The organism is Pseudaminobacter soli (ex Li et al. 2025), assembly GCF_029892515.1.
Classification (GTDB): Bacteria; Pseudomonadota; Alphaproteobacteria; order Rhizobiales; family Rhizobiaceae; genus Pseudaminobacter; species Pseudaminobacter soli_A.
The window spans coordinates 488912-514318 of sequence record NZ_JARXVF010000001.1 but is presented as its reverse complement, the minus strand read 5'-3'; the positions used below and the strand labels follow the sequence as shown (position 1 = coordinate 514318).

Here is a 25407-nt window from a genome sequence, read left to right as displayed (position 1 = left end):
GCGGCAAGACAGCCACGATTTTGCGGCCGAAATTGGTGGAGAGCACGATGGCATTCGCTGGCATCTTGCAGCCGGCGGTAGTCTCGACCATGTATCCAGCAACGAGAGGGAGACAACGACGTCGTGACGATCGCCAACATGATCACGATTCTGCGGTTCCTGCTGGTGCCGGGCGTGATCTATGCCCTGCTCATCGGCCGCACGGATTGGGCTTTTGCCGGCTTCCTGATCGCGGGTATATCGGATGCGATCGACGGCTTCGTGGCACGGCATTTCAACCAGCGCTCGGTTCTTGGCTCCTATCTCGACCCCATGGCCGACAAGCTGCTGCTCGTCAGCGTCTTCGTCATGCTCGGCATCATGGGCGAGCTGCCGCTCTGGCTGGTCATCGCGGCGGTGTCGCGCGATGCGCTGATCATCTGTGCCGTGGTGCTCTCCACGGTTATCGGTAACCCCGTGGCGATGAAGCCGCTGTTCGTTTCCAAGGCCAATACCGCCGTCCAGATCGTGCTGGCAGCCTTCGTGCTCGCCGAACTTGCCTTCCAGACCCACCACGGTTCCGTCCGCATGGGGTTGATATTGCTGTCCGGGCTCTTGACCGTCACTTCCGCCGCAGCCTATCTCGTTGAATGGCTTAGGCACATGAACGGATATGGCGAAAGCGAAACTCCACACAATTGAAGTGACGCAACAGGAAGAGATGACGGCCGCTTTCCGTCGGCAGATCCGTTTCTGGATCATTGCGGCGGTGGGGCTGGCGCTGTTCATCTACCTGTTCAGCAGCATCCTGCTGCCCTTTGTGGCCGGCATGGTGCTTGCCTATTTCCTCGACCCGGTGGCCGACCGCCTGCAACGGCTCGGCCTGTCGCGCATCATGGCGACGGTCCTTATCCTGATCGCCTTCCTCATTGTGCTCGTGCTGGGCCTCGTTATCCTGATTCCAATTCTGGCCTCGCAGCTCTCCGATTTCATCGCCAAGCTGCCCGAATACCTGACCCGGCTGCAGGGGCTGATCACCAGCTACGATCCCAAATGGATCGAGCAGCGCTTCGGAGTGAACGCCGACAGCTTGCGCGAGGGCCTGAACACGCTTGTGACCACGGGGTTCAGCTTCCTGACGACGGTTTTCCAGTCGATCTGGAGTTCGGGCGTGGCGCTGTTTTCCATCGCCAGCCTGTTCGTGGTCACCCCGGTGGTGGCCTTCTACATGCTGCTCGACTGGGACCGCATGATCGCCACCATCGACAGCTGGGTGCCGCGCGACTATGTCGACACGGTTCGCCAGCTCGCCTCCGAAATCAACGTCGCCACGGCCGGTTTCGTGCGCGGGCAGGGCACACTCTGCCTCATTCTCGGTCTGATCTACGCCGCCGGCCTGACGCTGACCGGCCTGAAGTTCGGCGTGCTGATCGGCCTGTTCGCAGGCCTGATCAGCTTCATTCCCTATGTCGGCTCTCTGGTTGGGCTTGTGCTCTCGGTGGGGCTTGCCTTCGTCCAGTTCTGGCCGGACTGGATCATGGTGGTGGCCGTGGCCTGCGTGTTCTTCACCGGCCAGTTCATCGAGGGCAATATCCTGCAGCCACGCCTCGTCGGCAAGAGCGTAGGGCTGCACCCGGTGTGGCTGATGTTTGCGCTGTTTGCCTTCGGCGCGCTGTTCGGCTTCGTCGGCCTGCTCATCGCCGTGCCGGCGGCTGCGGCTGTCGCGGTGCTGGTGCGCTTCGCAATTTCGCGCTATCTGGAATCGCCGCTCTACAAGGGGCATAGCGAGGCATCCGAGGCGACGCCATCGCGAGCCAAGGGCGACAAGAACACAAGCAATTGAATTTGTAGACTCATGGCCGAAACGGAAAAACCGCGCCAGCTGCCGCTCGATCTCGGCCATACACCTGGCTATTCCCGCGACGATCTCGTGGAGTCACGGGCCAACGAGCAGGCCGTGGCTCTCGTCGACCGCTGGCCCGACTGGCCGGCGCCCGTCGTCGTGCTCGCCGGCCCTGCCGGCTCCGGCAAGTCGCATCTGGCAACCATCTGGCGCGACATGTCCGGCGCACTGCCGCTCGTTGCCTCAGACGTTGAGGCGCATCTGGGCGCGCGCGACGTCGCGCAACCGGTGGTGATCGACGACGCCGATGCCGGCGTGCTCGACCAGAACGGGCTGTTCCATCTGATCAACCAGGTTCGCGGCGCCGGCTCGACGCTGCTGCTCACCGCGCGTCGTTTCCCCAGCACCTGGGGTGTGACCTTGCCGGACCTCGCCTCCCGCCTGAAGGCCGCGGCAACGATCGAGATCGACGAGCCCGACGACCTGCTCTTGGCCGGCGTGATTACCAAGCTTTTCGCCGACCGCCAGATCGAGGTGGACCCGGCCGTGGTGCAATATCTGGTCCGGCGCATCGAGCGTTCGCTGTCGACGGCGATCGGCGTGGTCGACCGGCTCGACCGGGCAGCGCTGGAACAGAAGACGCGCATCACCCGCGCGCTCGCCGCGGAGGTGCTGAACGCCCTCGATGAGGGGCAGGCCGAGTTCGATCTTTAGCGGCGGCCTTGGCCCTTTAGGCGCTGCCGGATCCGCGCGAGGCGGATTACGTCGATCTTGATCGATAGCGCGACGAACAGGAGGCCAGCCAGTGCAGCCACAGCCCCTTCGAGCATGATATAGACCCCGCGCCAGCCCGCAACGATCTAAACGGGTAGACTGTTAGAGGTCGTGCCCGCCCACCACGCCGGTTGAAATCAATGTCTCGAAATACTCAACCTTCAGATCGAAGGATTGCAGCAGATTCTGCGTGCTAGGCTTAACCACAGCATCATCGAAATCGCCTTTGATGAAGTGGGCGGCGGCATCCATATCAGCCCAGAAGCTCATCACGACCAGTTCGTTATCAGTGCCCCTCACCCTGCGGGCGAGGGTGGCCCCGAGGTGGCCTGGAAGTTCGGCCATCTCCACGAATGTCGTCGTTTTGAGGTGTGTTGCGTAAGCCTCCAGCACCTCGTCAGAGCCAGCAACGGCACGCCACGAACGGATAATCATCAAATACTCCCTTGCTTGACCGGACGGGGCGCAGGCCGCGCCCGTGTTTCATCTGCCATCTGCGATAACATCAAACCCGCAATAATGCCGATCATGCCAAGAATTGTTTCGCAATACCTTCCTTGAATCAAAGATGGACAAATTCAAACGCAGCGAAATGCCATGATCAGGTCGCGCAGGGACAATCCAACCCGGGGAAAACACCGTGAATCTGGTTGTGCAGTTCGTAAATATTTGAAATTATTGGCGATCCCGGTGCAACCCAACTTGTTGCGGATCGCGTCCTGCCATTTCGTATCTTGAGATACCGAATTTCGCCGCCGTCGGGCCAAAATAGATAGGCCGCGCCCTGAAAGAGCGCGGCCCGAAGTCTGTCAGCGATACTGGATCGATTAGCCGCGGAAGAGCGACAGGATCGACTGGGCGTTGCCGTTAGCTATCGACAGCGCCTGGATGCCAAGCTGCTGCTGAACCTGCAGCGCCTGCAGACGGGTCGATTCCTTGTTCATGTCGGCGTCAACGAGCTGGCCGACGCCGCGCTCGATGGAGTCGCTGAGCTTCGACACGAAGTCCTTCTGCATGTCGATGCGCGACTTGGCAGCGCCGAGTTCGGCCGCGCCGGTGGCCATATTCTTGAGGCCGTCTTCGACACCCTTCAGCATCTTGTCGAAATCCACGCCCGCAGCCGAAACGTCCAAGTCGAGAATGGACTTCTTGGTGGGGGTGGTGGCCGCATCCACGACGAAGGCGGTATCGAGTATGCCGGTGCCAGCCACACCTACGACCGGCGGAGTGGCGCTCGGGTCTGCAGCGACGGCATCGGCGTCGATGAGGCGCGTCTTCGAGAAGTCGACATCGACCGTGCCGGTCGTCACCTTGCCCGTGGAATCACGGTTGTAGGAGGTCATGACCGAAAGCTTGGTTTCGCTTCCAGTTGGGCTGGTCTTCAGCAGGTTGGAGCCTGCATAGTTGGCGCCAGCGATGTTGTCCTTCAGCTGGGCCTGCAGCGTGGCGATTTCGGTCTGGATCTTTGCGCGGTCGTCGTCCGAAGAGGTCTTGGCCAGCAGCACCTTCTGCTTGATCTGGTCCACGACGTTGATGGACGAATTCATCGCCGTGTAGGCGGTGTCAACCTTGGCTGCACCGAGGCCGAGCGCGTCCTGGATGACCGAGTTGGCCTTGTTGTCCGAGCGCATGGTCGTGGCGATCGACCAGTAGGCGGCGTTGTCCGAAGCCTCGGCGACGCGCATGCCGGTCGAGATGCGGCTCTGGGTGACGGTGAGGTTCTTGTTGGTGGCGTTGAGGCTGGAGAGCGGTCAGAGCGGATGCGTTGGTGAGAATGCTGGACATGTCGTCCTACCCCTTTCGGCGACAATGTTACTAGGGACATGCCGGGAGCCACCGGCCAGAACGGAGCGGCATCATGCCTATGATCCCTTCCGGACCAATCCATTCTCATGACGTCTTTATGACTGAGCGATTCCTATTAAATGGTTAATCTATCAATTAATCTCTGATGTTGCTTGGCTATTACTGAATGTGGCATTTGTTTAGATGTGATTAAAATAGCATAATCGCTTATATGTGTATTCAATTGCACTGAAATCTAAAGCGATGAGACTCGCAGAAAAATACGCCTCTATTTTAGAGTATTATAAAACAAGAAAATAGCAGTTTTACAAACATCTAAAACACCATGCTTGATAGGTTGTGAGCTATGAACCCGGAGGTAGTAATTCGTAAATGACTATTTGACGCTAGGTAAGATTTGCTCATCTCCGATGCTAATCGATGAAAATACCTATGCCATCAGCTGAGGCCGGCGGGACTTTCTTTTGTGCGGGAATGAAGCGAGCAGGGTTCGACGTGAACCATGGAACTATCACTGGCCCGTCGCGACTCCGAGGCGGCTGGCCCTTGTTCTTGGATGATGGAAGTCAGCGGCCGAGATGAGTTTGGTGGAGGACTCTACCGTCGCTTTTCACATGCTCAGGCGCCTGGCAGCGCACGCCATCTACGTTCGCTTGCTGGATGTGACCACACTCGTTCCGATCGGCAGGGAAGGGGTTGGCCCGAAGATCCGGGGCCTAGTGCGGATCGAGTTCTGACTGCAATCCATAGGTGACGCTGACATCGCCGCGAGAGCGTGCCATGCAATCAAATCCACCCGTGGTTTGGAAAAGGGTGGAAACAGGTTCTGCAAACCGGCTGCAAACGGCTCGAATGAAGAGCCTGGCACAGCGCGAGAACCAACTGAAATTGTTGGCGATCCCGGCAGGATTCGAACCTGCGACCATCGGCTTAGAAGGCCGGTGCTCTATCCAGCTGAGCTACGGGACCACAACCATTGGCAACCAGGGCGCGTCGAGTGTGACTCAGTGCGTCCAGGGCATCTTGCGGTCATACTTGAAATTATCCGAATAGGAAATCTGCCGCCGCTTGGCTTCCTTCGGTTCCTGCACGCGATAGTCGATGCCGTATTTCTCAGCATAGGCGATCGCTTCTTCCTTCGATTCGAAGGTCAGGCGAATCTGGCTCTTCATGTCGCGGGAGCTGGTGTAGCCCATCAGCGGGTCGATCTTGCGCGGCAAAGCCGGATCGTATTCGAGCACCCAGAGGCCGGTCTTGGCCTTACCCGACTGCATTGCCGTCTTGGCGGGGCTGAAGATGCGTGCGGACATGCTTTCCTCATCGGTACGTTCGATGGTCGGAGTGGCAGGATTCGAACCTGCGACCCCCTGATCCCAAATCAGGTGCGCTACCAGGCTGCGCTACACTCCGGACCCTTGGGGGCTATAGTGATCAAGGCCTTAGGACGCAAGCCCCATTCCGGGAAAAAGAAGGCGGCATCATGCTGCACCACAGAAATGTTCCGATGGTCAGGGCGCAAAACCGAAATAGCGCGACCTGATGGCCTCCAGATCGCCCCGCTCTTGCGCGGCGAGGACGGCGATGGAAGCCGGGCGGGCGAGGGGGCTGCCGATGGTGAAGGCAAAGCCGTATTTGTCCGGCTGGAAGGTGTTGCCGATCACCTTGAGATGCATGTCGGGGTGCGTGAAGACGAAATATTCGAGCACGGGGCTGTCGGCGACCACCGCATCCACCTCTTCACGCGCCAGCGCGGCGGCGGCCTCGTCGATGTGATCGTACGGCTTGGTGGTGATGAACAGCTTCTTCACATAGTCTTCGGAGACACTGCCGGCCCGCACGCCGACGACCTTGCCGCGAAGGTCGGCAAGACTGTTGATCTCGTTGCTCAGCTCGGCGACGGTCATGACGCTGGCGATGGACGAGGTGAAGTAGGCGATGATGGCGATGCCGCAAACCATCCATATGCCCTGCCAGGTTCGCCCCATCCAGCCGAACAGATTCCTGCGGTTGGTCCTGCCCGAGGTGGCTATCGACATGACATGGTAGAAGTTCTCGGCCATTCCATCGCGCCATCTCGCTGGAAAATCCACGTCGAATCGCCGGTCGAACAGGGTCATGAACATCGTGGCCAGGAAAATGCAGACGGCGATCCAGGCATAGGTCTTGAGATGGCCCGAATCGGCCAGCCGGCCGAAGACTTCCGAGAAGCTGGTCCCGTCATTGGCGGGAACCATGATGCGAAGCCCGGCGTCGAACCATGGATGGGTGAAGTCGACGAGGTTCGCGCGGCTTTCGGTGATGGTCAGATTGGTGACGGCGACATCGACGGCGCCGCTCGAAACCGCCTGCACGAGTTCGCCATAGTTCTGGAACTGGCGGTATTCGGAGACAACCTTGAGCCTGCCGGCCACCTTCTCCCACAGGTCGATCGCCATGCCGGAGTAGCCGTCGCCGTGGCTGACCACGAAAGGTGGGCTGAGATAGACCCCGACATTGACCAGGCGGGGCTCAATGGTTTCTTCGGCGCGTGCTCCTCCGGTGAGAAGGCACAAGATCAGCATGAAGAATACGGCCAGTCCGGCCATCGATTGAGAGCGCGGTTGCCACATTTTCAAGTCGCCGATAGTTACCGAAGCGGCGAATTGTTTCAGACAAACCTTACGATTGTCTTGATCGGGCGCGCAGGCGGGTGCCGCGTGCTGCCGCGGCACCGTGTAATTTCGAACGCTTTGGCGCTTACGCCTCGCTCGCCGCCTTCAGTCCGCGGGCGATGTCGGCCTTGATGTCCTCGACGTTTTCGAGGCCGATCTGCAACCGGATCAACGGGCCCTCATACGGGCCCTTGGCTATGACGCGGTCGCCCAGATAGACGTGTACGGCAAGGCTCTCATAGCCGCCCCAGGAATAGCCGAGGCCAAAGATCTCCAGCGCATCGAGGAATGCATGCGCCTCCTTCTGGCCGCCGCCTTGAAGGACGACCGAGAAGATGCCGCTGGAGCCGGAAAAATCGCGTTTCCAGAGCTGGTGGTCGGGATGGCTTTCGAGGCCGGGATGCAGCACCCGCGCCACGCCCGGCTGGGTCTCCAGCCAGCGGGCGATTTCGAGCGTGCTCTGCTCATGGCGTTCCAATCGCACGCCCATGGTGCGCAGGCCGCGCAGCACCTGGTAGACGTCGTCGGGCGCGGCGCAGGCGCCGAGCGTGAGAAAAGCTTCGTGCAGGCGTTCCCAGCAGGCGGCATTGGCCGAGACCGTGCCCAAGAGCACGTCCGAGTGGCCGGCCGGATATTTCGTCGCCGCATGAATGGAAATGTCGACGCCATAGTCGAGCGGCTTGAAATAGAGCGGGGTGGCCCAGGTGTTGTCCATCATCACCACGGCGCCGCCCGCATGAGCTGCCTTGGAGATCGCTGGAATGTCCTGGACCTCGAAGGTGTTGGAGGCGGGCGATTCGGTGAAGACGACCTTGGTGTTCGGCTTCATCAGTGCAGCGATGCCGGCGCCGACATGCGGGTCGTAATATTCGACCTCGACGCCCAGCCGCTTCAGCATGGTGTCGGCGAAGTGGCGCGTCGGCGCATAGACGGAATCGACGATCAGCACATGGTCGCCCGCCGCCACGAAGGCGAGCAGGGGAACGGTGACGGCTGCCAGGCCCGACGGCACGATGATGGTGCCGGCCGAACCCTCGAGGGCGTCCATCGCAGCGGCCAGCGCGTCGGTGGTCGGCGTGCCGCGGGTGCCGTAGGTGTATTTCTGCGCGCGGCTCGCCATGGTGGCCGCATTGGGGAACAGCACCGTGGAGGCGTGCACCACGGGCGGATTGACGAAACCGTGGTAGTCGCGCGGGTCGTTCCCGGCGTGGGCAAGCCGCGTGTGGATACCCGTATTGGTGAAATCTCGCTTGGCCATGTCGTCCTGCTTGGTTGAGAGCGGCACAGGCATAAAACGGTGAACCTTGCGGCGCAATCTGAGAAAAGCGGGAGTCTCTTGCGCCAGCAGCCTAGCCGGTTGCTTACGAGAGAAAGATAGCCGGAAAACTTTCCTCATGGGAAAGCAGAGACGCTTCGCGAACCGCCGTCGAAGAGCGCTTTTTCACATGCATTTTTCCAATTTCCGCGACGCTGGACCAACGCACTTGACCTCGTGGCAAATATCGCATTCGATGCATTTTCGTGAACGGGAGCACAGCTGGCGCAAGTCATATGCGATGGCGTTCCGGGAAGTGGGTCGGAACCTTGCTGATGCTTTCTCGCGGGGAACAAAAACAAATCAAAGAGGGTAAGCGGGAATGAAAAATCACGTGAAAACCATTTTGGGCGCCGCTGTTCTGGGACTGGCAGCTTCGGCCGCGTCGGTTGCCTCGGCGGATACGCTGGGCGACGTGAAGGCCAAGGGCTTCGTGCAGTGCGGCGTCAACACCGGCCTGGCTGGGTTCTCCGCGCCGGACGACAAGGGCGAATGGAAGGGTTTCGACGTTGATTTCTGCCGCGCTGTCGCGTCGGCTATCTTCGGCGACCCCACCAAGGTCAAGTTCACGCCTACCAATGCGAAGGAACGCTTCACGGCGCTGCAGTCGGGTGAGATCGACCTTCTGGCCCGCAACACCACCTGGACGCTCGGCCGCGATACCGCGCTCGGCCTTAGCTTCGTCGGCGTCAACTACTATGACGGCCAGGGCTTCATGATCAACGCCAAGAAGCTGCCGGGCGTCACCTCGGCGCTGCAGCTCTCGGGCGCTTCGGTCTGCGTGCAGAGCGGCACCACCACCGAGCTCAACCTTGCCGACTACTTCAAGGCCAACAACCTCGAATACAACCCCGTGGTGTTCGAGAAGCTGGAGGAAGTGAACGCGGCCTACGATTCGGGCCGTTGCGACGCCTACACCACCGACCAGTCCGGTCTCTACTCGATCCGCCTGACCCTCGCTTCGCCCGACGATCACGTCGTCCTGCCCGAAATCATCTCCAAGGAGCCGCTTGCGCCCGCCGTCCGTCAGGGCGACGACAAGTGGTTCAATGTCGTCAGGTGGACGTTCAACGCCCTGGTCCTGGCCGAGGAGTATGGCATCACCCAGGCCAATGTCGACGAGTTGAAGAACTCGAAGAACCCCGACATCCAGCGCGTGCTCGGCGCCGAAGCCGGCACCACGCTGGGCGCCGGTCTGGGCCTCGACAACGACTGGGTGGTCAAGATCATCAAGGGCACCGGCAACTATGGCGAGATCTTCGACCGCAACATCGGGGCCAGCAGCCCGCTGAAGATTGCGCGCGGCCTGAACGCGCTATGGACTAAAGGCGGTCTGCAATACGCCATGCCTATCCGCTGAGGATGCGCTAGATTAGAGGGGGGCGCCTGGCGCCTCCCGCTTGTTCTCCGTGCAAAGGAGAAACCATGGTTTCGCAAGAAATGCCTCGCGATGCCAGCGGGGCAGGCGCGTCCTTTATCAACGACCCGCGAATCCGCGGGTTGATCTATCAGGCCGTCCTGTTCGTCTTGCTGGTAGCCTTCGTCTACTGGATCTTCGGCAACACCGTCGATAACCTGCGACGCTCGAACATTACCTCCGGTTTCGGCTTCCTCAACAGTCGGGCCGGCTTCGACATCAGCGAGTCACTGATCAGCTACTCGTCCAGCGACACCTACAGGTGGGCGCTGGTGGTGGGGCTGGTCAACACCGCCGTGGTGGCGGTGGCCGGCATCATCACGGCCTCGATCATCGGGTTCCTCGTCGGCGTCGGGCGGCTTTCGGAAAACTGGCTGATCCGCAAGATCTGCATGGTCTACGTCGAGATCTTCCGCAACATTCCGCCGCTCTTGGTCATCTTCTTCTGGTATCTCGGCGTGCTGTCGGCGCTGCCCCAGCCGCGGGAAAGCATTGCACTGCCCTTCGGGGCGTGGCTGAACAATCGCGGCTTCTTCCTGCCGGCTCCGATATGGGGCGAGGGCGCCTGGCTGATCCCGGTGGCGTTCCTGCTGGCTATCGGGCTGTGCTGGTTCGTCGCCAGGCGCGCGCGCCAGCGGCAAGCGACGACGGGCGAGCAGTTCCCGGTGTTCTGGACCTCGGTTGCGCTGCTCATCGGCTTGCCGCTGCTCGCCTTCGTGGCGGCCGGTTTTCCGCTGACCTTCGATTTCCCGAAGAAATCCACCTTCAACCTGCTCGGCGGCACCCAGATCAGGCCCGAATTCCTGTCGCTCTATATGGCGCTGTCCTTCTACACCGCCGCCTTCATCGCCGAGATCGTGCGGGCGGGCATATTGGGCGTGAACAAGGGGCAGACCGAGGCGGCTTACGCGCTCGGCCTGCGCCGGCGGCCGACGCTGCGCCTGGTGGTCGTTCCGCAGGCGTTGCGCATCGTCATACCGCCGCTTACCAGCCAATACCTCAACCTCACCAAGAACTCGTCGCTGGCCATCGCCATCGGCTATCCCGACCTCGTGCATATCGGCGGCACGATCCTCAACCAGAGCGGCCACGCGATCGAGATCGTGGCGATCTGGATGGTGGTCTATCTCGGGCTCAGCCTTCTGATGTCCGGCTTCATGAACTGGTTCAACGCCAAGATGGCGCTGGTGGAGAGGTAGGCCCATGGCGCAAACGAATCTCTCTTTTGCACGCACCGAGATGGCTGCCGACGAGCGGCCGCCGTCGAAGGAACAGGGCGTCATCGCGTGGCTGCGGAAGAACCTGTTCGCCTCCGTGCCCGATACGATCCTGACCCTGGTCGGGCTCCTTATCGTGGCGATGATCCTGCCGAGGGTGATCGACTGGGCCTTCATCAATGCCCAGTGGACCGGCACCGACCGCTCCTACTGCGCGACGGTTGCGCAAGGCGGCGTCCAACCGGACGGCTGGTCGGGCGCCTGCTGGGCTTTCGTCGGGGCAAAATTCCAGCAGTTCATGTTCGGCCAGTACCCGATCGACCAGCGCTGGCGGGTGATGCTGGCCGGCGCGATCTTCCTGGCGCTGCTGGTGCCATTGCTGGTGCCCAGCGTGCCGCGCAAGCTGCTCAACGCGGTGCTGCTGTTCGGCGTGTTTCCCTTCGTCGCCTTCTTCCTTCTGGTTGGCGGCGTGTTCGGTCTGCCCTTTGTGGAGACAGCGCGCTGGGGCGGCCTGATGGTCACGCTGGTGCTATCGATAGTGGGCATTTCCGTTTCGTTGCCCTTCGGCATATTGCTGGCGCTGGGGCGACGCTCGAAACTGCCGGTCATCAAGCTCGTCTGCGTGGTCTTCATCGAGACGATCCGCGGCGTGCCGCTGGTCACGGTGCTGTTCATGGCGAGCGTCATGTTCCCGCTGTTCCTGCCGGCGGGCATGACTTTCGACAAGTTCCTGCGTGCGCTAGTCGGCGTCGCGATATTCGCCTCGGCCTACATGGCCGAAGTGGTGCGCGGTGGCCTGCAGGCCATTCCGAAAGGGCAGTATGAAGGCGCGGCATCGCTCGGCCTGACCTATTGGCAGACGACGGGCCTCGTCATCCTGCCGCAGGCGCTGAAGCTGGTGATTCCGGGTATCGTCAACACCTTCATCGGCATGTTCAAGGACACCAGCCTAGTCGGCATTATCGGCATGTTCGACCTGCTCGGCATCGTCCGGCAAAACTTCTCCGACGCCAATTGGGCCACTGCTCAGACGCCAATCACTGGATTGGTGTTTGCCGGATTCATTTTTTGGCTGTTTTGTTTCGGCATGTCGCGCTATTCGATCTATATGGAACGCCGGCTCGATACCGGTCATAAAAGATAGGGGAAGGGCCGATGGCCACAGAAAATGCAGTCCGGGCCGATGAGATCCGGGTCGACGCCGGCAAGATGCACATCTCGGATACCGACGTGGCGGTCGACATCGTCGGCATGCACAAATGGTATGGCGAGTTCCATGTGCTCAAGGACATCAACCTCAGGGTCATGCGCGGCGAGCGCATCGTCATCTGCGGCCCGTCCGGCTCGGGCAAGTCGACCATGATCCGCTGCATCAACCGGCTGGAGGAGCACCAAAAGGGCAAGATCGTCGTCGACGGCAAGGAACTGAGCAACGATCTCAAGAAGATCGACGAGGTGCGCCGCGAGGTCGGCATGGTGTTCCAGCACTTCAACCTGTTCCCGCATCTGACGATCCTGGAGAACTGCACGCTGGCGCCGATCTGGGTGCGCAAGATGCCCAAGAAGCAGGCCGAGGAGATCGCGATGCATTTCCTCAAGCGGGTCAAGATCCCCGAGCAGGCCAACAAATATCCCGGCCAGCTGTCGGGCGGCCAGCAGCAGCGCGTGGCGATCGCCCGCTCGCTGTGCATGAACCCGCGCATCATGCTGTTCGACGAGCCGACCTCCGCACTTGATCCGGAGATGATCAAGGAGGTGCTGGAGACCATGGTGGGGCTCGCCGAAGAGGGCATGACCATGCTGTGCGTCACGCACGAGATGGGCTTTGCGCGCAAGGTCGCCAACCGGGTGATCTTCATGGACCAGGGCCAGATCGTCGAGCAGAACACGCCGGCCGAGTTCTTCGACCATCCGCAGCACGAGCGGACCAAACTGTTCCTCAGCCAGATCCTGCACTAGGCGCCACAGACGTCTTGCAAAACAAAAGCCCGGTCTTGGACCGGGCTTTTTTCGTTTGATGCCTGCTCAGCTTGCCGCCGATTCCCAGCCGTAGAGCCAGTCGAGGTCGGCTGCGAGTTTTTCGGGCGGCATGGTTTTCAGCACGAGATTGCGGGCCAGCGCCACTGGCCCCCAGGCCTGCCAGGCGAAATGGTTGAAGGCACCGCGCCGGGCGACCTTTTCAACACGCGGACGGCGTGTCTTTTCCCAAGCGGTCAGGGCAGAGGCCAGGTCGTCGCTGCCGGCGTCGACGAAGGCGGCGAGCGTGTCAGCATCCTCGATGGCCATGGCAGCACCCTGCGCCGCAAAGGGCGTCATGGCATGTGCAGCGTCGCCGACCAGCGCAATACCGGGTGCAGCCCAGGGCGTGGGCTGGCGCACGGTGTGGATCGGCCAGGCGGTCCAGGGGCCGGCATTGCGGGCAAGACCAGCAAGCATTGGCGCCGTGTGGCGCAAGGCGCGCTCCAGCGGCGCGATGTTTGTCTTGTCGGACCAGCCTTCGGCAATGCGCTGGCCGGGCGTGAAGGCGACCAGGTTGAAGGCCGCGCCGCCGCGCACCGGATAGGCGATGAGATGAAAGCCCGAATGCAGGAAGGCCGTCACGTTCTCGTGCGCGCCGATACGCGCGAGGGCGCGGCCGATTTCACTCTCGGCGTTGATCACGGTGCGCCAGGCGATCTCGCCGGAGAAACTGCTTTGGTTACCCGCGCCAATCAGGCCGCGAGTTGCCGACCACACGCCGTCCGCACCGACCAGCAGCAGGCCGGCAGCGCGGTCGGCGGCACTCGGGCGGTCGAAGGTGACGGCGATGCCTTGCTCTTCACGCGCGAAGCCGGTCAGCGCGGAGCCGGTCGCGAGCTTGATGGATGACTGGCGGCCGACGGCTTCGAGAAGCGCGCCTTGCAGGTCGGCGCGGTGGGCGACCAGATAGGGCGCATGCCAGCGCCGCTCGGCGGTGTCGCCTAAGGGAACGCGCGCCAGCTCGGAAAGCGTCCGCGCATCGCGCAGGATCACGCCATGCGGCCGAACCGCCTTGGGCAGCAGGAATTCCAGAACGCCGAGACGATCGAGAATGCGGGTGGCATTGGGCGACAGCTGCAGGCCGGCGCCGACTTCCTCGAGCTTTTCCGAACGCTCATAGACGTCGACGGAAAAGCCCCGTTTGGCAAAGGCCAGCGCCGCGGTCAGGCCGGCAATGCCGGCACCGGCGATAATGACCCGCCTGGACCGCAAAACGTCCATCGTGCCGATCGTTGGATCAGGCCGCCTGGATGACGTAGAGGCAGTTGTCCGGGCGCGTTTCGGTGGGCTTCAGTGAACCGTTGAAACGGAAAAGCGTTGAGCAGTACGGGCACACCTTTTCGGAATCCGCGCCCATGTCGAGGAACACATGCGGATGATCGAAAGGCGGGGTGGCGCCCACGCACATGAATTCCTTAACGCCGATCTCGATGACGGCGTAACCCGCGTCATTCTGGAAATGGGGAATGGAACCGCCGGCCATGGCTATCTCCTGTCGCTTGCATGCCGCTCATAGCAGGCGTTTGTAACATCGCCAATCGCTTTGCAAGCCATGCGAAATCAAACTGTCGCAAAACGCTGTCAGGAGATAAGCTAAGCCGAACAAGCGGCGCTGCGTCGCAAAGGACAGAGAGGGACATGAACGAGTTAAGGCCGGTTCAGACCGAATTTACCACCGTGACCACTGCCGAAGGCGACTCCGGCAATCCCGATCGCTTTGTGAACCGCGAATTCTCCTGGCTGCAGTTCAACCGGCGCGTGCTGGAGGAATCGCAGAACCAGCGCCACCCGCTTCTGGAGCGCGTGCGCTTCCTGTCGATCTCGGCGGCCAATCTCGACGAGTTCTTCATGGTGCGCGTCGCCGGCCTGGCCGGGCAGGTGCGTCAGGGCATTGCCATCCGTACCCCCGACGGGCGCACGCCCGAACAGCAGCTCGAACAGATTCTCGTCGAGGTCGAGCGGCTCCAGGAAGACCAGCAGAAAAGCCTGTCGGAGCTTGCCGTTCTCCTGAAGAAGGAAGGCATCGAGAATGTCACCGGCGATGCGCTGAACAGGGATGAGAAGGCCTGGCTCGAAGCCCATTTCATGGAGCAGATCTTCCCGGTCCTGACCCCGCTGTCGATCGATCCGGCGCATCCGTTCCCGTTCATTCCGAATCTGGGCTTCTCCATTGCCTTGCAACTGCGCCATCTCAAGGACGGCGAGGAGATGACTGCGCTGCTGCGTCTGCCGGTGGCGCTCAAGCGCTACATCCAGCTGCCCGACCGCAGAACCATGGTGCGCTTCATCCCGCTCGAAGAAGTGGTGAACATCTTCATAGGGACACTGTTCCCCGGCTATGAGGTCAAGGGCTCCGGCACGTTCCGCATCATCCGCGACAGCGATATCGAGGTCGAGGAAGAGGCGGAGGATCTCGTCCGGCTTTTCGAGACCGCGCTGAAGCGCCGCAGGCGCGGGCAGGTGATCCGCATCGAGTTCGACAGCCAGATACCGGACGAGCTGCGCGAGTTCGTCGCGACCGAGCTGGGCGTTTCTCCCAATCGCATCAGTGTGCTGACAGGGCCGCTGGCGCTCAGCCAGATTTCCGAGATCGTCTCGCTGCCGCGCGACGACCTGAAATTCCCGCCCTTCAATCCGCGCTTCCCCGAACGCGTGCGCGACCATGGCGGCGATTGCTTCGCGGCCATCCGCGAGAAGGATTTCATCGTCCATCACCCTTACGAATCCTTCGACGTGGTGGTGCAGTTCCTGCGCCAGGCGGCAGCCGATCCTGAGGTGGTGGCGATCAAGCAGACGCTCTACCGCACCTCGAACGACAGCCCCATCGTGCGGGCGCTGATAGATGCCGCCGAGACGGGCAAGTCGGTCACCGCACTCGTCGAGCTCAAGGCGCGTTTTGACGAGGAGGCCAACATCCGCTGGGCGCGCGATCTCGAGCGGGCCGGCGTGCAGGTGGTGTTTGGCTTCATCGAACTGAAGACGCACGCTAAGATGTCGCTGGTGGTGCGCCGCGAGGACGGAAAGCTGCGCAATTACGTGCACTTGGGCACGGGCAACTATCACCCGCAGACGGCGCGCATCTATACCGATCTCTCCTTCTTCACCACCGATCCGTTCATCGCCCGCGACGTGGCGCAGATCTTCAACTTCATCACCGGCTATGCCGAGCCGGCCGATGAGATGATGCTGGCGATGTCGCCTTTTACGCTCCGCAGCCGCATCCTCAAGCACATCTCCGAAGAGATCGAGCACGCCCAGAAAGGGCGGCCGGCTCAGATCTGGATGAAGATGAATGCGCTGGTAGATCCGATGATTATCGATTCTCTCTACGAGGCGAGTCGCGCAGGCGTTGAGATCGATCTGGTCGTGCGCGGCATCTGCTGCCTGAGGCCGCAGGTGCCCGGCCTGTCTGAAAATATTCGCGTTAAGTCGATCGTCGGCCGGTTCCTCGAACACAGCCGCATCTACTGCTTCGGCAACGGCCACGGCCTGCCGTCGGACGACGCGATCGTCTATATCGGCTCGGCCGACTTGATGCCGCGCAACCTCGATCGGCGGGTCGAAGTCATGGTGCCGATCACCAATCCGACCGTGCATGAGCAGGTGCTTGGCCAGATCATGCTCGGAAACATTGTGGACAACCAGCAAAGTTTCGAAGTATTGGCAGACGGAACCTCCCGGCGCGTGGCGCCGGATGAGGGCGAAGAACCGTTCAACGCGCAGGAATACTTTATGACCAATCCTAGCTTGTCCGGACGGGGAGACGCGCTCAAGTCGCATGCGCCCAAGCGTATCGAACAGTTCAAGCGTCGCAGGAAATCCGTTACATCTGAGGTCTGATGATCGCGCGATCCCAGGGCCGGCTACAGGATCGCCGGCCAATATCCGTCATAGACATTGGCTCGAACTCGATCCGCCTCGTCGTCTATGAGGGCATAGCACGTTCGCCTACGGTGCTGTTCAACGAGAAGATGCTGGCGGGACTAGGCCGCGGCATCGTCTCGACGGGCAAGCTCGACCCGGAGGCAGTCACGCGCGCCATCGAAGAATTCCGCCGTTTCCGCGCCCTGTCCGACCAGGCCGGCGCCGGCGACCTTTACGTGATCGCCACCGCGGCAGCGCGCGAGGCCGAGAACGGTATCGATTTCATCCATCGTGCCGAAAAGATCCTCGGCACCGAAATCCGTGTGCTGAGCGGACGCGAGGAAGCGTATTACTCTGCGCTGGGCGTCATTTCCGGCTTCCATCCGGCCGACGGCATAGCGGGCGACCTTGGCGGCGGCAGCCTCGAGCTGATCGATGTCGCGGGCGAAAAGATCGGCGACGGCATCACGCTTCCGCTCGGCGGCCTGCGTTTGCAAGACATGGCCAAGAATTCACCGCTCGCGGCGGCCAAGATCGCGCGCGACGAGCTGGCGCGCGCCAAGCTGCTGAAAGGCGGGCAGGGCCGGGTGTTCTACGCTGTCGGCGGCACGTGGCGAAACCTCGCCCGCCTGCACATGAACACGACGAACTACCCGCTCAGCGTCATGCACCACTACGAGATGGGCATCGAGAGCTCCTTGCCCTTTCTACGGCAGGTCGCAAAAGGCGAGATCGACAAGATCAAGGGCATCGAGGGCGTGTCCAAGGTCCGCCGCTCGCTGCTGCCCTATGGCGCGGCGGTCATGCTCGAAATCATCGCCGCGATGAAGCCTTCCAAGATCGTGGTATCGGCGCTCGGCGTGCGCGAAGGCTTTTTGTATTCGCTGCTTTCGCCGCGCGAGCAGAAGCTCGATCCGCTCATCTCTGCGGCCGAGGAACTGGCGGTGCTGCGTGCCCGCTCGGTCACCCACGCGCATGAGCTGGTGCGCTGGACCGGGCAGACTTTTGCCACCTTCGGGATCGACGAGACAGAGGACGAGGCGCGCTATCGCCACGCCGCCTGCCTGCTGGCCGATATCGGCTGGCGCGCGCATCCCGAATATCGCGGCACCCAGTCGCTCAACATCATCGCGCACGCTTCCTTCATCGGCGTCGACCATCCCGGTCGGCTCTATCTGGCGCTGGCCAATCTCTACCGCCACGAGGGCATCTTCAACGACGGCGGCGCTGCAGAGCTGCGGACGCTGGCGACGCCGCGCTATCTGGAGCGCTCCCGACTTCTCGGCGCGATGTTCCGCGTCGTCTATCTCCTGTCGGCCGCGATGCCGGGCGTCATCCCGAAACTACGCTGGGAAAACCGCGACAACGACACGCTGGCGCTGGTCATCCCGACCGAATGCGGCAACCTGATCGGCGAGCGCCCGGCCGGACGGCTGGCGCAGCTCGGCAAGCTCGCCGGGCGCAAGCTGGTGATGGAAGTGGAGGGCGAGCCGCCCTTCACAGCTTTCAAGTAGCCTTTCCTAACTACCTCAAACGAAAAAGGCCCGGACGAACCGGGCCTTTTTGTTGTCTGCGACAGTGAGTGCGATCAGCCGCGGCGGCCGTCGACCGAATAGGCGCCCGGGCCGAAAGCGGCCAGGACCAGCAAGCCACCGGACATCGCCAGGTTTTTCTGGAAGTTGATGAGCTGCCCCATGTCTGCCCAGTTCATGTGGGCGACGAGCGCAGCGGCGACGCTGAAGATGGCCAGAAGAATGGCGGCGATGCGGGTCTGGAAGCCGATCAGGACGGCGAGGCCGCCAAGAAACTCGACGAGACCGACAACCACGGCCGTAACGGTCGGCATAGGCAGGCCGTAGCTGGCGAAGTACTGCGCGGTTCCGGCGATGCCGGTCAGCTTGCCGAAGCCGGCGAGGATAAAGATGATCGACAGCAGAATGCGGCCGAGGAGTACGATAGCGCTAGTGGGCATGTTTCTTCCCCTGAAGACGATGTTCGATAAACGCGGCGTAACGCGGAACTGGTTTCAAGACGAGATCGAAACTTCCGAACGCATTGTATACCGATTCACACCCAATCGACACTCCGCGTGCACAGGAGTGTCGATTGGGCGTTGATCGTTGGGGACAGGCGGCCGGTCAGCCCGGTCGCGTCATGTCCTCGGGGCGTACCAGGCGGTCGAAGTCCGCCTCGCTGACATAGCCGCCACCGACGGCTTCCTCCCGCAGGGTGGTGCCGTTCTTGTGCGCCGTCTTGGCGATCTTGGCGGCGTTGTCGTAGCCGATGGTGGGCGCAAGCGCGGTGACCAGCATCAGCGAACGCTCGAGCGCGGCCTTGATGTTGTCCTCGCGGGCCTCGATGCCGACCACGCAGTTGTCGGTGAACGAGACTGCCGCATCGGCCAGCAGTTGCACCGACTGCAGGAAGTTGTAGGCCATCAGCGGGTTGTAGACGTTGAGCTCGAAATGACCCTGGCTGCCGGCGAAGGTGATCGCGGCCTGGTTGCCGAACACCTGCACGCAGACCTGCGTCAGCGCTTCGGACTGCGTCGGGTTGACCTTGCCCGGCATGATCGACGAGCCCGGCTCGTTTTCCGGCAGCGCAAGCTCGCCGAGGCCCGAGCGCGGACCCGAGCCGAGGAAGCGGATGTCGTTGGCGATCTTGAACAGCGCCGCAGCGGCGGCGTTGATGGCGCCGTGGCTGAACACCATCGAGTCATGCGCGGCCAGCGCCTCGAACTTGTTCGGCGCGGTGACGAAGGGGATGGCGGTGATGGCAGCGATACGATCGGCCACCTTCTCGGCAAAGCCGATCGGGGCATTGAGGCCGGTGCCGACGGCGGTGCCGCCCTGCGCCAGTTCGCACAGGCCCGGCAGCGTCAGCTCGATGCGCTTGATGGAGGAGGCGACCTGCGCGGCATAGCCGGAGAACTCCTGGCCGAGCGTCAGCGGGGTAGCGTCCTGCGTGTGGGTGCGGCCGATCTTGACGATGTGGTCGAACTGCTTGGCCTTGGTGTCGAGCGCGGCGTGCAGGTGCTTCAGTGCCGGCAGGAGGTCATGGACGATACGCTCCGCGCAGGCGATGTGCATGGCCGTCGGATAGGTGTCGTTCGACGACTGGCTCATATTGACGTGGTCGTTGGGGTGAACCGGCTTCTTGGAGCCCATGGTGCCGCCAAGCAGCTCAATCGCTCGGTTGGAGATCACCTCGTTGGCGTTCATGTTGGACTGGGTGCCCGAGCCGGTCTGCCAGACGACCAGCGGGAAGTGGTCGTTGAGCTTGCCGTCGATGACTTCCTGCGCGGCCTGGATGACCGCCTCGCCGACCTTCGGATCGAGCCGGCCGAGCGCCATATTGGCTTCGGCGGCCGCGCGCTTGACGATGCCCAGCGCACGCACGATCGCCAGCGGCTGCTTTTCCCAGCCGATCTTGAAGTTGCCCAGCGAACGCTGCGCCTGGGCGCCCCAGTAGCGGTCGGTTTCAACCTCGATGGGGCCGAACGTATCGGTTTCGGTTCTGGTTGGTTTGACGCTCACGGACCATCTCCCGGAAAATGTGCAATGTCGGCAATGGCCTACCGCTTTGCACAATGAGCTTCAAGCGAAGATTGGCCAGCGTGCCGATGCAAATCGGTTCAAAGAGACCGACGCCTTTCAGGGGAGCAACGAACGGGCGGTTGGCGCCAGCCGCAGCCGTTCAGACGGGCGCGAGAAGTAGCGTTCCAGCACCGGCAGGACGCCGTGCATCCAGACCGGGTCGGTGGCAAGTGCTGCATCGTGATTGGCCATTGCCAGGGCATCGGTGAAGGCCTGGAAGACGACGAACACGTTTTCGCCAGCGCGCACCGGCAGGCGGGGAAAGGTGTTTTCGGCATGCTCGGTGATGAAGGCTGCAAGCAAAGGGCCGTCGTGACGGGCAAGCCGCTGCCTTGCCTCCTCGGCGAAAGTTGCCGCGAAGTCGGCTTCCGTTCCCGGCTGCAGATGGAAGATGGTGCCGGCGACGACCGAGTAGGATGCCTTCCTGTCCGCGGAATCACGGGAGGCGCCGGAAAGGTCGAACGCGCTGTCGGGCCATGCCGGCGTGAGCAGCAGCACGTCGTCGGAATCGATCATGGTTTCGTTGGCTGCATCCCGGTATGCGGTCCAGACCAGGCCGCCATAGAAGGCGGTGAGAGCGTCGCGTCGCGCCTCCATGTCTTCGAAGCCGCGCAGCCAGACGAAACGGTCGGGCCAGTCGAGGTCCCGGAACTGGCCGATGACAGTCATGCCGGTATCTTCCTGCGGTTCGACCAGATGCGTGTCGAACACGCGGATCAAATCCTCGCGGCGGCCGGATTTCAGCGTGTATTGCCGAAGCTCGACGACCGGCGAAAACAGCCGGGAGCTACCCATCACATGCGTCGTCTTGTTACCCTCGCTCATCGTTCCTCCAAAAACAGGGCAGTCAACCTGTTTGGATAACAGACCGGTTGCCCGGTTTTGTCAATCTGCTAATGTCAGTATGGTTTTGGAGGGTATCCGTGACGTCGATGCAGAACGCGCCGCGCAGGCGCACGAACGATCCTGAAGGATTGCGCCAGAAGGTGCTGGATGCAGCCGAACACGCCTTCCAGGCACGCGGCTATAATGCGACCAGCCTTGGCGACCTCATGCAGGCCGCCGGGGTGACCGGCGGGGCGCTGCATCATCATTTCCCGACCAAGAAGGCGATCGGCCTTGCCGTCATCAACGAGCGCGTGGCGCAGGCGGTTGAAGAAACCTGGATCGGGCCGGTGGTCAGCGCCGCATCTGCGCGCGAAGGCGTGTCAGGGGTTTTTGCTGCGGTTGCCGGCGAACTGGAGCGGCAGGGTTTTGTGCGCGGATGCCCGCTGAATAACCTAGCTCACGAACTGTCCTTGGCCGACCCCGAGTTTCGCGCGGCGCTGGCCCGCATCTTTGCCGATTGGCAGGCCGCGATTGCAAAAAAAGTTCGGATGGACCAGGGCGAGGGGCGCGAGGACCACGGCACCGACCCAGATCGTTATGCCGCCATGGCCGTCGCCACTTATTCAGGCGCCATGTCGATGGCAAAGACTTCGCAGGATGCGGCCGTCCTGCGGCTGTGCGCCGAGGCGATGCTTTAGGCGAGATAGGCTGGATTACTCCAACAGCGGCTTTATCGCGGCATAGCCGACAGTTGTTTCCTGGGCCGTACCTTCGTCGTAGCGTTTGGCCAGTACGGCCTGGAGGTCAGGAGCGTAGAGGGCGGTCCAGGCGTCCAGTTCTTCGCCGTTGCCTTTCTTCTTGACCAGCTTGATCGCGAGTACGTCGTAGGTGCAGCCGCCAAGGCTGAAATTCTCCTTGCCGGTGACGTTTAAATCCAGAACCACAGGATCGGCCGTGTCTTCTAGCGGCAGGAGCTCGACAAATTCCAACTTGCGATGAGCCCCGGCTTTTAGCGGGAAGATTGCGCGCATATCGGAATAGGGCACTATCGCGAATTGGCCGGTCTTGCTGGTCCGGAACAACTCGATCAGGCCACCCAGGAAAAACTGCGTCTGCGGCGGCTCGGATTCGAAGGAATTCGAAACCTGCATGACCATGTCGTCACCGGAGTTCTTGAACACGCTGCGGATGCCAGGGCGCTCGAGCACAAAACCGTCCTTGATGGTCGCGGCTCCGGGACAGTCGGACGCGTATGCTGCGCCTGTGAAGCTCAAGCTGGCTAGTAATGCCGCAATAATCTTGGACAAGATTGTTCCCCCGCAACTGCCCCTGTTGCGCATATCAATCATTTACGGCGGAAGATTTCAATGATGCGCAAATGACCTTTCTGGTCGCGTATCCGATCATCTTTCTCGTGCAAACAAAAAGGGCGCCTGAGGGCGCCCTTTCCGTATTTGGAGCCGAGTGGCTGGATTAGAAATCCATGCCGCCCATGCCGCCCATGCCGCCGCCAGGCATACCGCCCGGCATGCCGCCAGCGGAGTCCTTCTTCGGAGCTTCGGCGATCATGGCTTCGGTGGTGATCAGCAGGCCGGCAACCGAAGCGGCGTCCTGCAGGGCCGTGCGAACGACCTTGACCGGGTCGACGATACCGAAGGCGATCATGTCGCCGTATTCGCCGGTCTGGGCGTTGTAGCCGAAGGTGGCCGTCTTGTTCTCGAGAACCTTACCGGCAACGATCGAGGCTTCAGCACCGGCGTTCGAGGCGATCTGACGGATCGGAGCCTGCAGGGCGCGACGAACGATGTTGATGCCGGCAGCCTGGTCGGCGTTCTCGCCGGTTGCCTTGATGCCTGCGGACGAACGCAGCAGAGCAACGCCACCGCCCGACACGATGCCTTCTTCAACGGCCGCGCGGGTTGCGTTGAGGGCGTCGTCGACGCGGTCCTTGCGCTCCTTGACCTCGATTTCGGTCGCACCGCCGACGCGGATCACAGCAACGCCGCCAGCGAGCTTGGCGAGACGTTCCTGCAGCTTCTCCTTGTCGTAGTCCGAAGTGGTCTCTTCGATCTGCTGCTTGATCTGGGCAACGCGGCCCTGGATCTCGCCCTTCTTGCCGGCGCCGTCGACGATGGTGGTGTTCTCCTTGGAGATCGACACCTTCTTGGCACGGCCGAGCATGTTGAGCGTGACGTTCTCGAGCTTGATGCCGAGGTCTTCGGAGATGACCTGGCCACCGGTGAGGATGGCGATGTCTTCCAGCATGGCCTTGCGGCGATCGCCGAAGCCCGGAGCCTTGACGGCAGCGATCTTCAGGCCGCCACGCAGCTTGTTGACGACCAGCGTGGCCAGAGCCTCGCCTTCAACGTCTTCCGAGATGATGAGCAGCGGCTTCGAGGTCTGCACGACGGCCTCGAGGACCGGCAGCATGGCCTGGAGGTTCGACAGCTTCTTCTCGTGGAGCAGGATGTAGACGTCCTCGAGATCGGCGACCATCTTGTCCGGGTTGGTGACGAAGTACGGCGACAGGTAGCCGCGGTCGAACTGCATGCCTTCGACGACTTCCAGCTCGGTCTCGGCGGTCTTGGCTTCTTCAACCGTGATGACGCCTTCGTTGCCGACCTTCTGCATCGCCTCGGCGATCATCGAGCCGATTTCCTTCTCGCCGTTGGCCGAGATGGTGCCGACCTGGGCGACTTCTTCCGAGGTCTTGATCTTCTTCGAGGACTTGACGAGGTTGGCGACGACTTCGGTCACGGCCAGGTCGATGCCGCGCTTCAGGTCCATCGGGTTCATGCCGGCGGCAACGGCCTTGTGGCCTTCCTGAACGATGGCCTGGGCCAGAACGGTCGCGGTGGTGGTGCCGTCACCAGCGATGTCGTTGGTCTTCGAAGCAACTTCGCGGACCATCTGCGCGCCCATGTTCTCGAACTTGTCTTCCAGCTCGATTTCCTTGGCGACGGTGACGCCGTCCTTGGTGATGCGCGGGGCGCCGAAGGACTTGTCGATGACGACGTTGCGGCCCTTCGGACCGAGCGTCACCTTCACAGCGTCGGCGAGGATGTTGACGCCGCGCAGCATGCGCTCGCGGGCATCACGGGAGAACTTTACGTCTTTAGCAGCCATTTCTAAGCTCCTGGAATGGGCACGGGGCCCGGAATTTCAATGGATGGGTAGGGAGGCCGAATTAGCCGATGATGCCCATGATGTCGGATTCCTTCATGATCAGAAGGTCTTCGCCACCGAGCTTGACTTCCGTGCCCGACCACTTGCCGAACAGGACGCGGTCGCCGACCTTGACGTCCAGCGGGACGAGCTTGCCAGCTTCGTCGCGTGCGCCGGAGCCGACAGCGATGATCTCGCCTTCCTGCGGCTTTTCCTTGGCGGTGTCGGGGATGATGATGCCGCCGGCGGTCTTCTCTTCGGACTCGACCCGGCGAACGACCACGCGGTCATGAAGCGGGCGGAACTTCGACTTTGCCATTTTGCTTATCCTTGGTGCGGATGTTGAAAAAGATTCCTCCGTCCGGGTCACCGGACCTCAGTTAGCACTCGCTTGGGGAGAGTGCTAACGCCACGGTGAAATAAGCGTGAGCCCTGACCGAGTCAAGGAGCGGAACTTGTGTTCGAGACTTCATCCACCATCCAGCGGTTGCCGCCTATCCAGGTTTGCGGCATAACGCATCCAGCTCAGATGTACGTGGGCCTCGTATAAAGGCAGTTCATCCGGCCTGGGCTCTGATCGCGCAAGCATTGCTTGCGCGCGGAGCTGGGATATTGCGATGTTAACCATATCTGAAGAATTCGAGGGCGAGCGCCCGTATTCCGATCCTGCCTCAACTGCCCTCCCGGCGGCTCTCCGGCTAGCATCCAGACCGAGCCGCGCGTCGAAGGCGACCGGCGAGGGGCGCCGGTGGGGAAAGTACATCCACTGGTCGCGCAAGGATGTTGCCGAATTGAAAAGGCTGGCGGAGGACAACATGTCCGCCCCGTCCATCGCGCGCCGCTTCAACCGGTCGGCACGCGCCATTCGCTCGCGCGCGGCTCGCGAAGGCGTTAGTCTCGCGGTGCGCGGGGGGGCAGAGGACTAGGTTGCAG

Annotated in this window: 24 protein-coding genes and 2 tRNA genes; 11 read left to right on the top strand and 15 right to left on the bottom strand. The window is 61.8% G+C overall.

Going from position 1 to position 25407, the window contains the following annotated elements; genetic code table 11:
• Positions 1-123 precede the first annotated feature (123 nt).
• From M2281_RS02470 to hdaA, 3 genes are read left to right on the top strand one after another with little or no spacing between them, the layout of a single operon-like run.
• Positions 124-681, top strand: coding sequence for a CDP-alcohol phosphatidyltransferase family protein (locus M2281_RS02470; RefSeq protein ID WP_280819505.1), 558 nt, complete (start codon positions 124-126; stop codon positions 679-681).
• Positions 653-1822: an AI-2E family transporter gene (locus M2281_RS02465; protein ID WP_280819504.1), complete on the top strand. Its 1170-nt coding sequence runs from the start codon at positions 653-655 to the stop codon at positions 1820-1822. The genes M2281_RS02470 and M2281_RS02465 overlap by 29 nt, the downstream gene beginning before the upstream one ends.
• Before the next feature lie 12 nt (positions 1823-1834).
• Positions 1835-2536 (top strand): DnaA regulatory inactivator HdaA, encoded by a 702-nt coding sequence (gene hdaA, locus M2281_RS02460; protein ID WP_280819503.1) that lies wholly within the window; start codon positions 1835-1837, stop codon positions 2534-2536.
• A 162-nt stretch (positions 2537-2698) separates the two neighbouring features.
• Here hdaA and M2281_RS02455 read toward each other — a convergent pair whose 3' ends face one another.
• From M2281_RS02455 to M2281_RS02425, 7 genes are all read right to left on the bottom strand, one after another.
• A complete protein-coding gene (locus M2281_RS02455) occupies positions 2699-3031 on the bottom strand; it encodes a hypothetical protein (RefSeq protein ID WP_280819502.1) in 333 nt (110 codons plus the stop codon).
• A gap of 392 nt (positions 3032-3423) precedes the next feature.
• Positions 3424-4281 carry a flagellin gene (locus tag M2281_RS02450; protein WP_342394243.1) on the bottom strand — a complete coding sequence of 286 codons (858 nt, stop codon included), beginning with the start codon at positions 4279-4281 and terminating at the stop codon, positions 3424-3426.
• A gap of 1013 nt (positions 4282-5294) precedes the next feature.
• A tRNA-Arg gene (locus M2281_RS02445) sits at positions 5295-5371 on the bottom strand.
• Between the two features lie 35 nt (positions 5372-5406).
• Positions 5407-5712 carry an ETC complex I subunit gene (locus M2281_RS02440; RefSeq protein ID WP_280819501.1) on the bottom strand — a complete coding sequence of 102 codons (306 nt, stop codon included), beginning with the start codon at positions 5710-5712 and terminating at the stop codon, positions 5407-5409.
• A 23-nt stretch (positions 5713-5735) separates the two neighbouring features.
• Positions 5736-5812 (bottom strand) — tRNA-Pro (locus tag M2281_RS02435).
• A gap of 98 nt (positions 5813-5910) precedes the next feature.
• A complete protein-coding gene (locus M2281_RS02430; protein ID WP_280819500.1) occupies positions 5911-7011 on the bottom strand; it encodes a transporter substrate-binding domain-containing protein in 1101 nt (366 codons plus the stop codon).
• Positions 7012-7138: 127 nt separating this feature from the next.
• On the bottom strand, positions 7139-8311 hold the full coding sequence (locus tag M2281_RS02425) for a cystathionine beta-lyase (protein WP_280819499.1): 1173 nt from the start codon (positions 8309-8311) through the stop codon (positions 7139-7141).
• A gap of 379 nt (positions 8312-8690) precedes the next feature.
• On the opposite strand from M2281_RS02425, the gene M2281_RS02420 reads away from it, so the two are divergent.
• The 4 genes from M2281_RS02420 to M2281_RS02405 all read left to right on the top strand — a co-directional run bounded on the left by M2281_RS02420 (position 8691) and on the right by M2281_RS02405 (position 12961).
• Positions 8691-9728, top strand: coding sequence for an amino acid ABC transporter substrate-binding protein (locus tag M2281_RS02420; RefSeq protein WP_280819498.1), 1038 nt, complete (start codon positions 8691-8693; stop codon positions 9726-9728).
• Between the two features lie 65 nt (positions 9729-9793).
• Entirely contained in the window at positions 9794-10984 is a 1191-nt protein-coding gene (locus M2281_RS02415; RefSeq protein WP_280819497.1) for an amino acid ABC transporter permease, read from the top strand.
• Between the two features lie 4 nt (positions 10985-10988).
• Positions 10989-12146, top strand: coding sequence for an amino acid ABC transporter permease (locus M2281_RS02410; protein ID WP_280819496.1), 1158 nt, complete (start codon positions 10989-10991; stop codon positions 12144-12146).
• Between the two features lie 65 nt (positions 12147-12211).
• Positions 12212-12961: an amino acid ABC transporter ATP-binding protein gene (locus M2281_RS02405; RefSeq protein WP_425537696.1), complete on the top strand. Its 750-nt coding sequence runs from the start codon at positions 12212-12214 to the stop codon at positions 12959-12961.
• Positions 12962-13027: 66 nt separating this feature from the next.
• Here M2281_RS02405 and M2281_RS02400 read toward each other — a convergent pair whose 3' ends face one another.
• A complete protein-coding gene (locus M2281_RS02400; protein ID WP_280819494.1) occupies positions 13028-14242 on the bottom strand; it encodes an FAD-dependent monooxygenase in 1215 nt (404 codons plus the stop codon).
• Between the two features lie 16 nt (positions 14243-14258).
• Complete coding sequence (locus tag M2281_RS02395; RefSeq protein ID WP_280819493.1) at positions 14259-14504, bottom strand: zinc-finger domain-containing protein; 246 nt, start codon at positions 14502-14504, stop codon at positions 14259-14261.
• Positions 14505-14659: 155 nt separating this feature from the next.
• Between M2281_RS02395 and M2281_RS02390 the strand changes: the two genes are divergently transcribed.
• Both M2281_RS02390 and ppx read left to right on the top strand, forming a co-directional pair.
• The gene (locus M2281_RS02390; protein WP_280819492.1) at positions 14660-16861 is read left to right on the top strand and encodes an RNA degradosome polyphosphate kinase; all 2202 of its coding nucleotides are present in this window, start codon (positions 14660-14662) and stop codon (positions 16859-16861) included.
• Positions 16861-18399 (top strand): exopolyphosphatase, encoded by a 1539-nt coding sequence (ppx, locus tag M2281_RS02385; protein WP_280819491.1) that lies wholly within the window; start codon positions 16861-16863, stop codon positions 18397-18399. The genes M2281_RS02390 and ppx overlap by 1 nt, the downstream gene beginning before the upstream one ends.
• A 74-nt stretch (positions 18400-18473) precedes the next feature.
• On the opposite strand, the gene M2281_RS02380 is transcribed toward ppx, so the two are convergent.
• The 3 genes from M2281_RS02380 to M2281_RS02370 all read right to left on the bottom strand — a co-directional run bounded on the left by M2281_RS02380 (position 18474) and on the right by M2281_RS02370 (position 21306).
• Positions 18474-18857 carry a DoxX family protein gene (locus tag M2281_RS02380; RefSeq protein WP_280819490.1) on the bottom strand — a complete coding sequence of 128 codons (384 nt, stop codon included), beginning with the start codon at positions 18855-18857 and terminating at the stop codon, positions 18474-18476.
• Between the two features lie 166 nt (positions 18858-19023).
• Complete coding sequence (gene fumC / locus M2281_RS02375; protein ID WP_280819489.1) at positions 19024-20421, bottom strand: class II fumarate hydratase; 1398 nt, start codon at positions 20419-20421, stop codon at positions 19024-19026.
• A 117-nt stretch (positions 20422-20538) separates the two neighbouring features.
• Positions 20539-21306: an NIPSNAP family protein gene (locus M2281_RS02370; RefSeq protein ID WP_280819488.1), complete on the bottom strand. Its 768-nt coding sequence runs from the start codon at positions 21304-21306 to the stop codon at positions 20539-20541.
• Between the two features lie 107 nt (positions 21307-21413).
• On the opposite strand from M2281_RS02370, the gene M2281_RS02365 reads away from it, so the two are divergent.
• On the top strand, positions 21414-22007 hold the full coding sequence (locus M2281_RS02365) for a TetR/AcrR family transcriptional regulator (protein WP_280821087.1): 594 nt from the start codon (positions 21414-21416) through the stop codon (positions 22005-22007).
• Positions 22008-22022: 15 nt separating this feature from the next.
• On the opposite strand, the gene M2281_RS02360 is transcribed toward M2281_RS02365, so the two are convergent.
• The 3 genes from M2281_RS02360 to groES form a co-directional block, all read right to left on the bottom strand.
• Positions 22023-22658, bottom strand: coding sequence for a hypothetical protein (locus M2281_RS02360; RefSeq protein WP_280819487.1), 636 nt, complete (start codon positions 22656-22658; stop codon positions 22023-22025).
• A gap of 124 nt (positions 22659-22782) precedes the next feature.
• Positions 22783-24435, bottom strand: a complete 1653-nt coding sequence (gene groL / locus M2281_RS02355; RefSeq protein ID WP_280819486.1) for a chaperonin GroEL — start codon at positions 24433-24435, stop codon at positions 22783-22785.
• 61 nt (positions 24436-24496) lie between these two features.
• Positions 24497-24793: a co-chaperone GroES gene (gene groES / locus M2281_RS02350; RefSeq protein WP_106725576.1), complete on the bottom strand. Its 297-nt coding sequence runs from the start codon at positions 24791-24793 to the stop codon at positions 24497-24499.
• Between the two features lie 298 nt (positions 24794-25091).
• Here groES and M2281_RS02345 point away from each other — a divergent pair, with 298 nt between their 5' ends.
• Positions 25092-25400, top strand: a complete 309-nt coding sequence (locus M2281_RS02345) for a hypothetical protein (protein WP_280819485.1) — start codon at positions 25092-25094, stop codon at positions 25398-25400.
• The last annotated feature ends 7 nt before the right edge of the window (positions 25401-25407 follow it).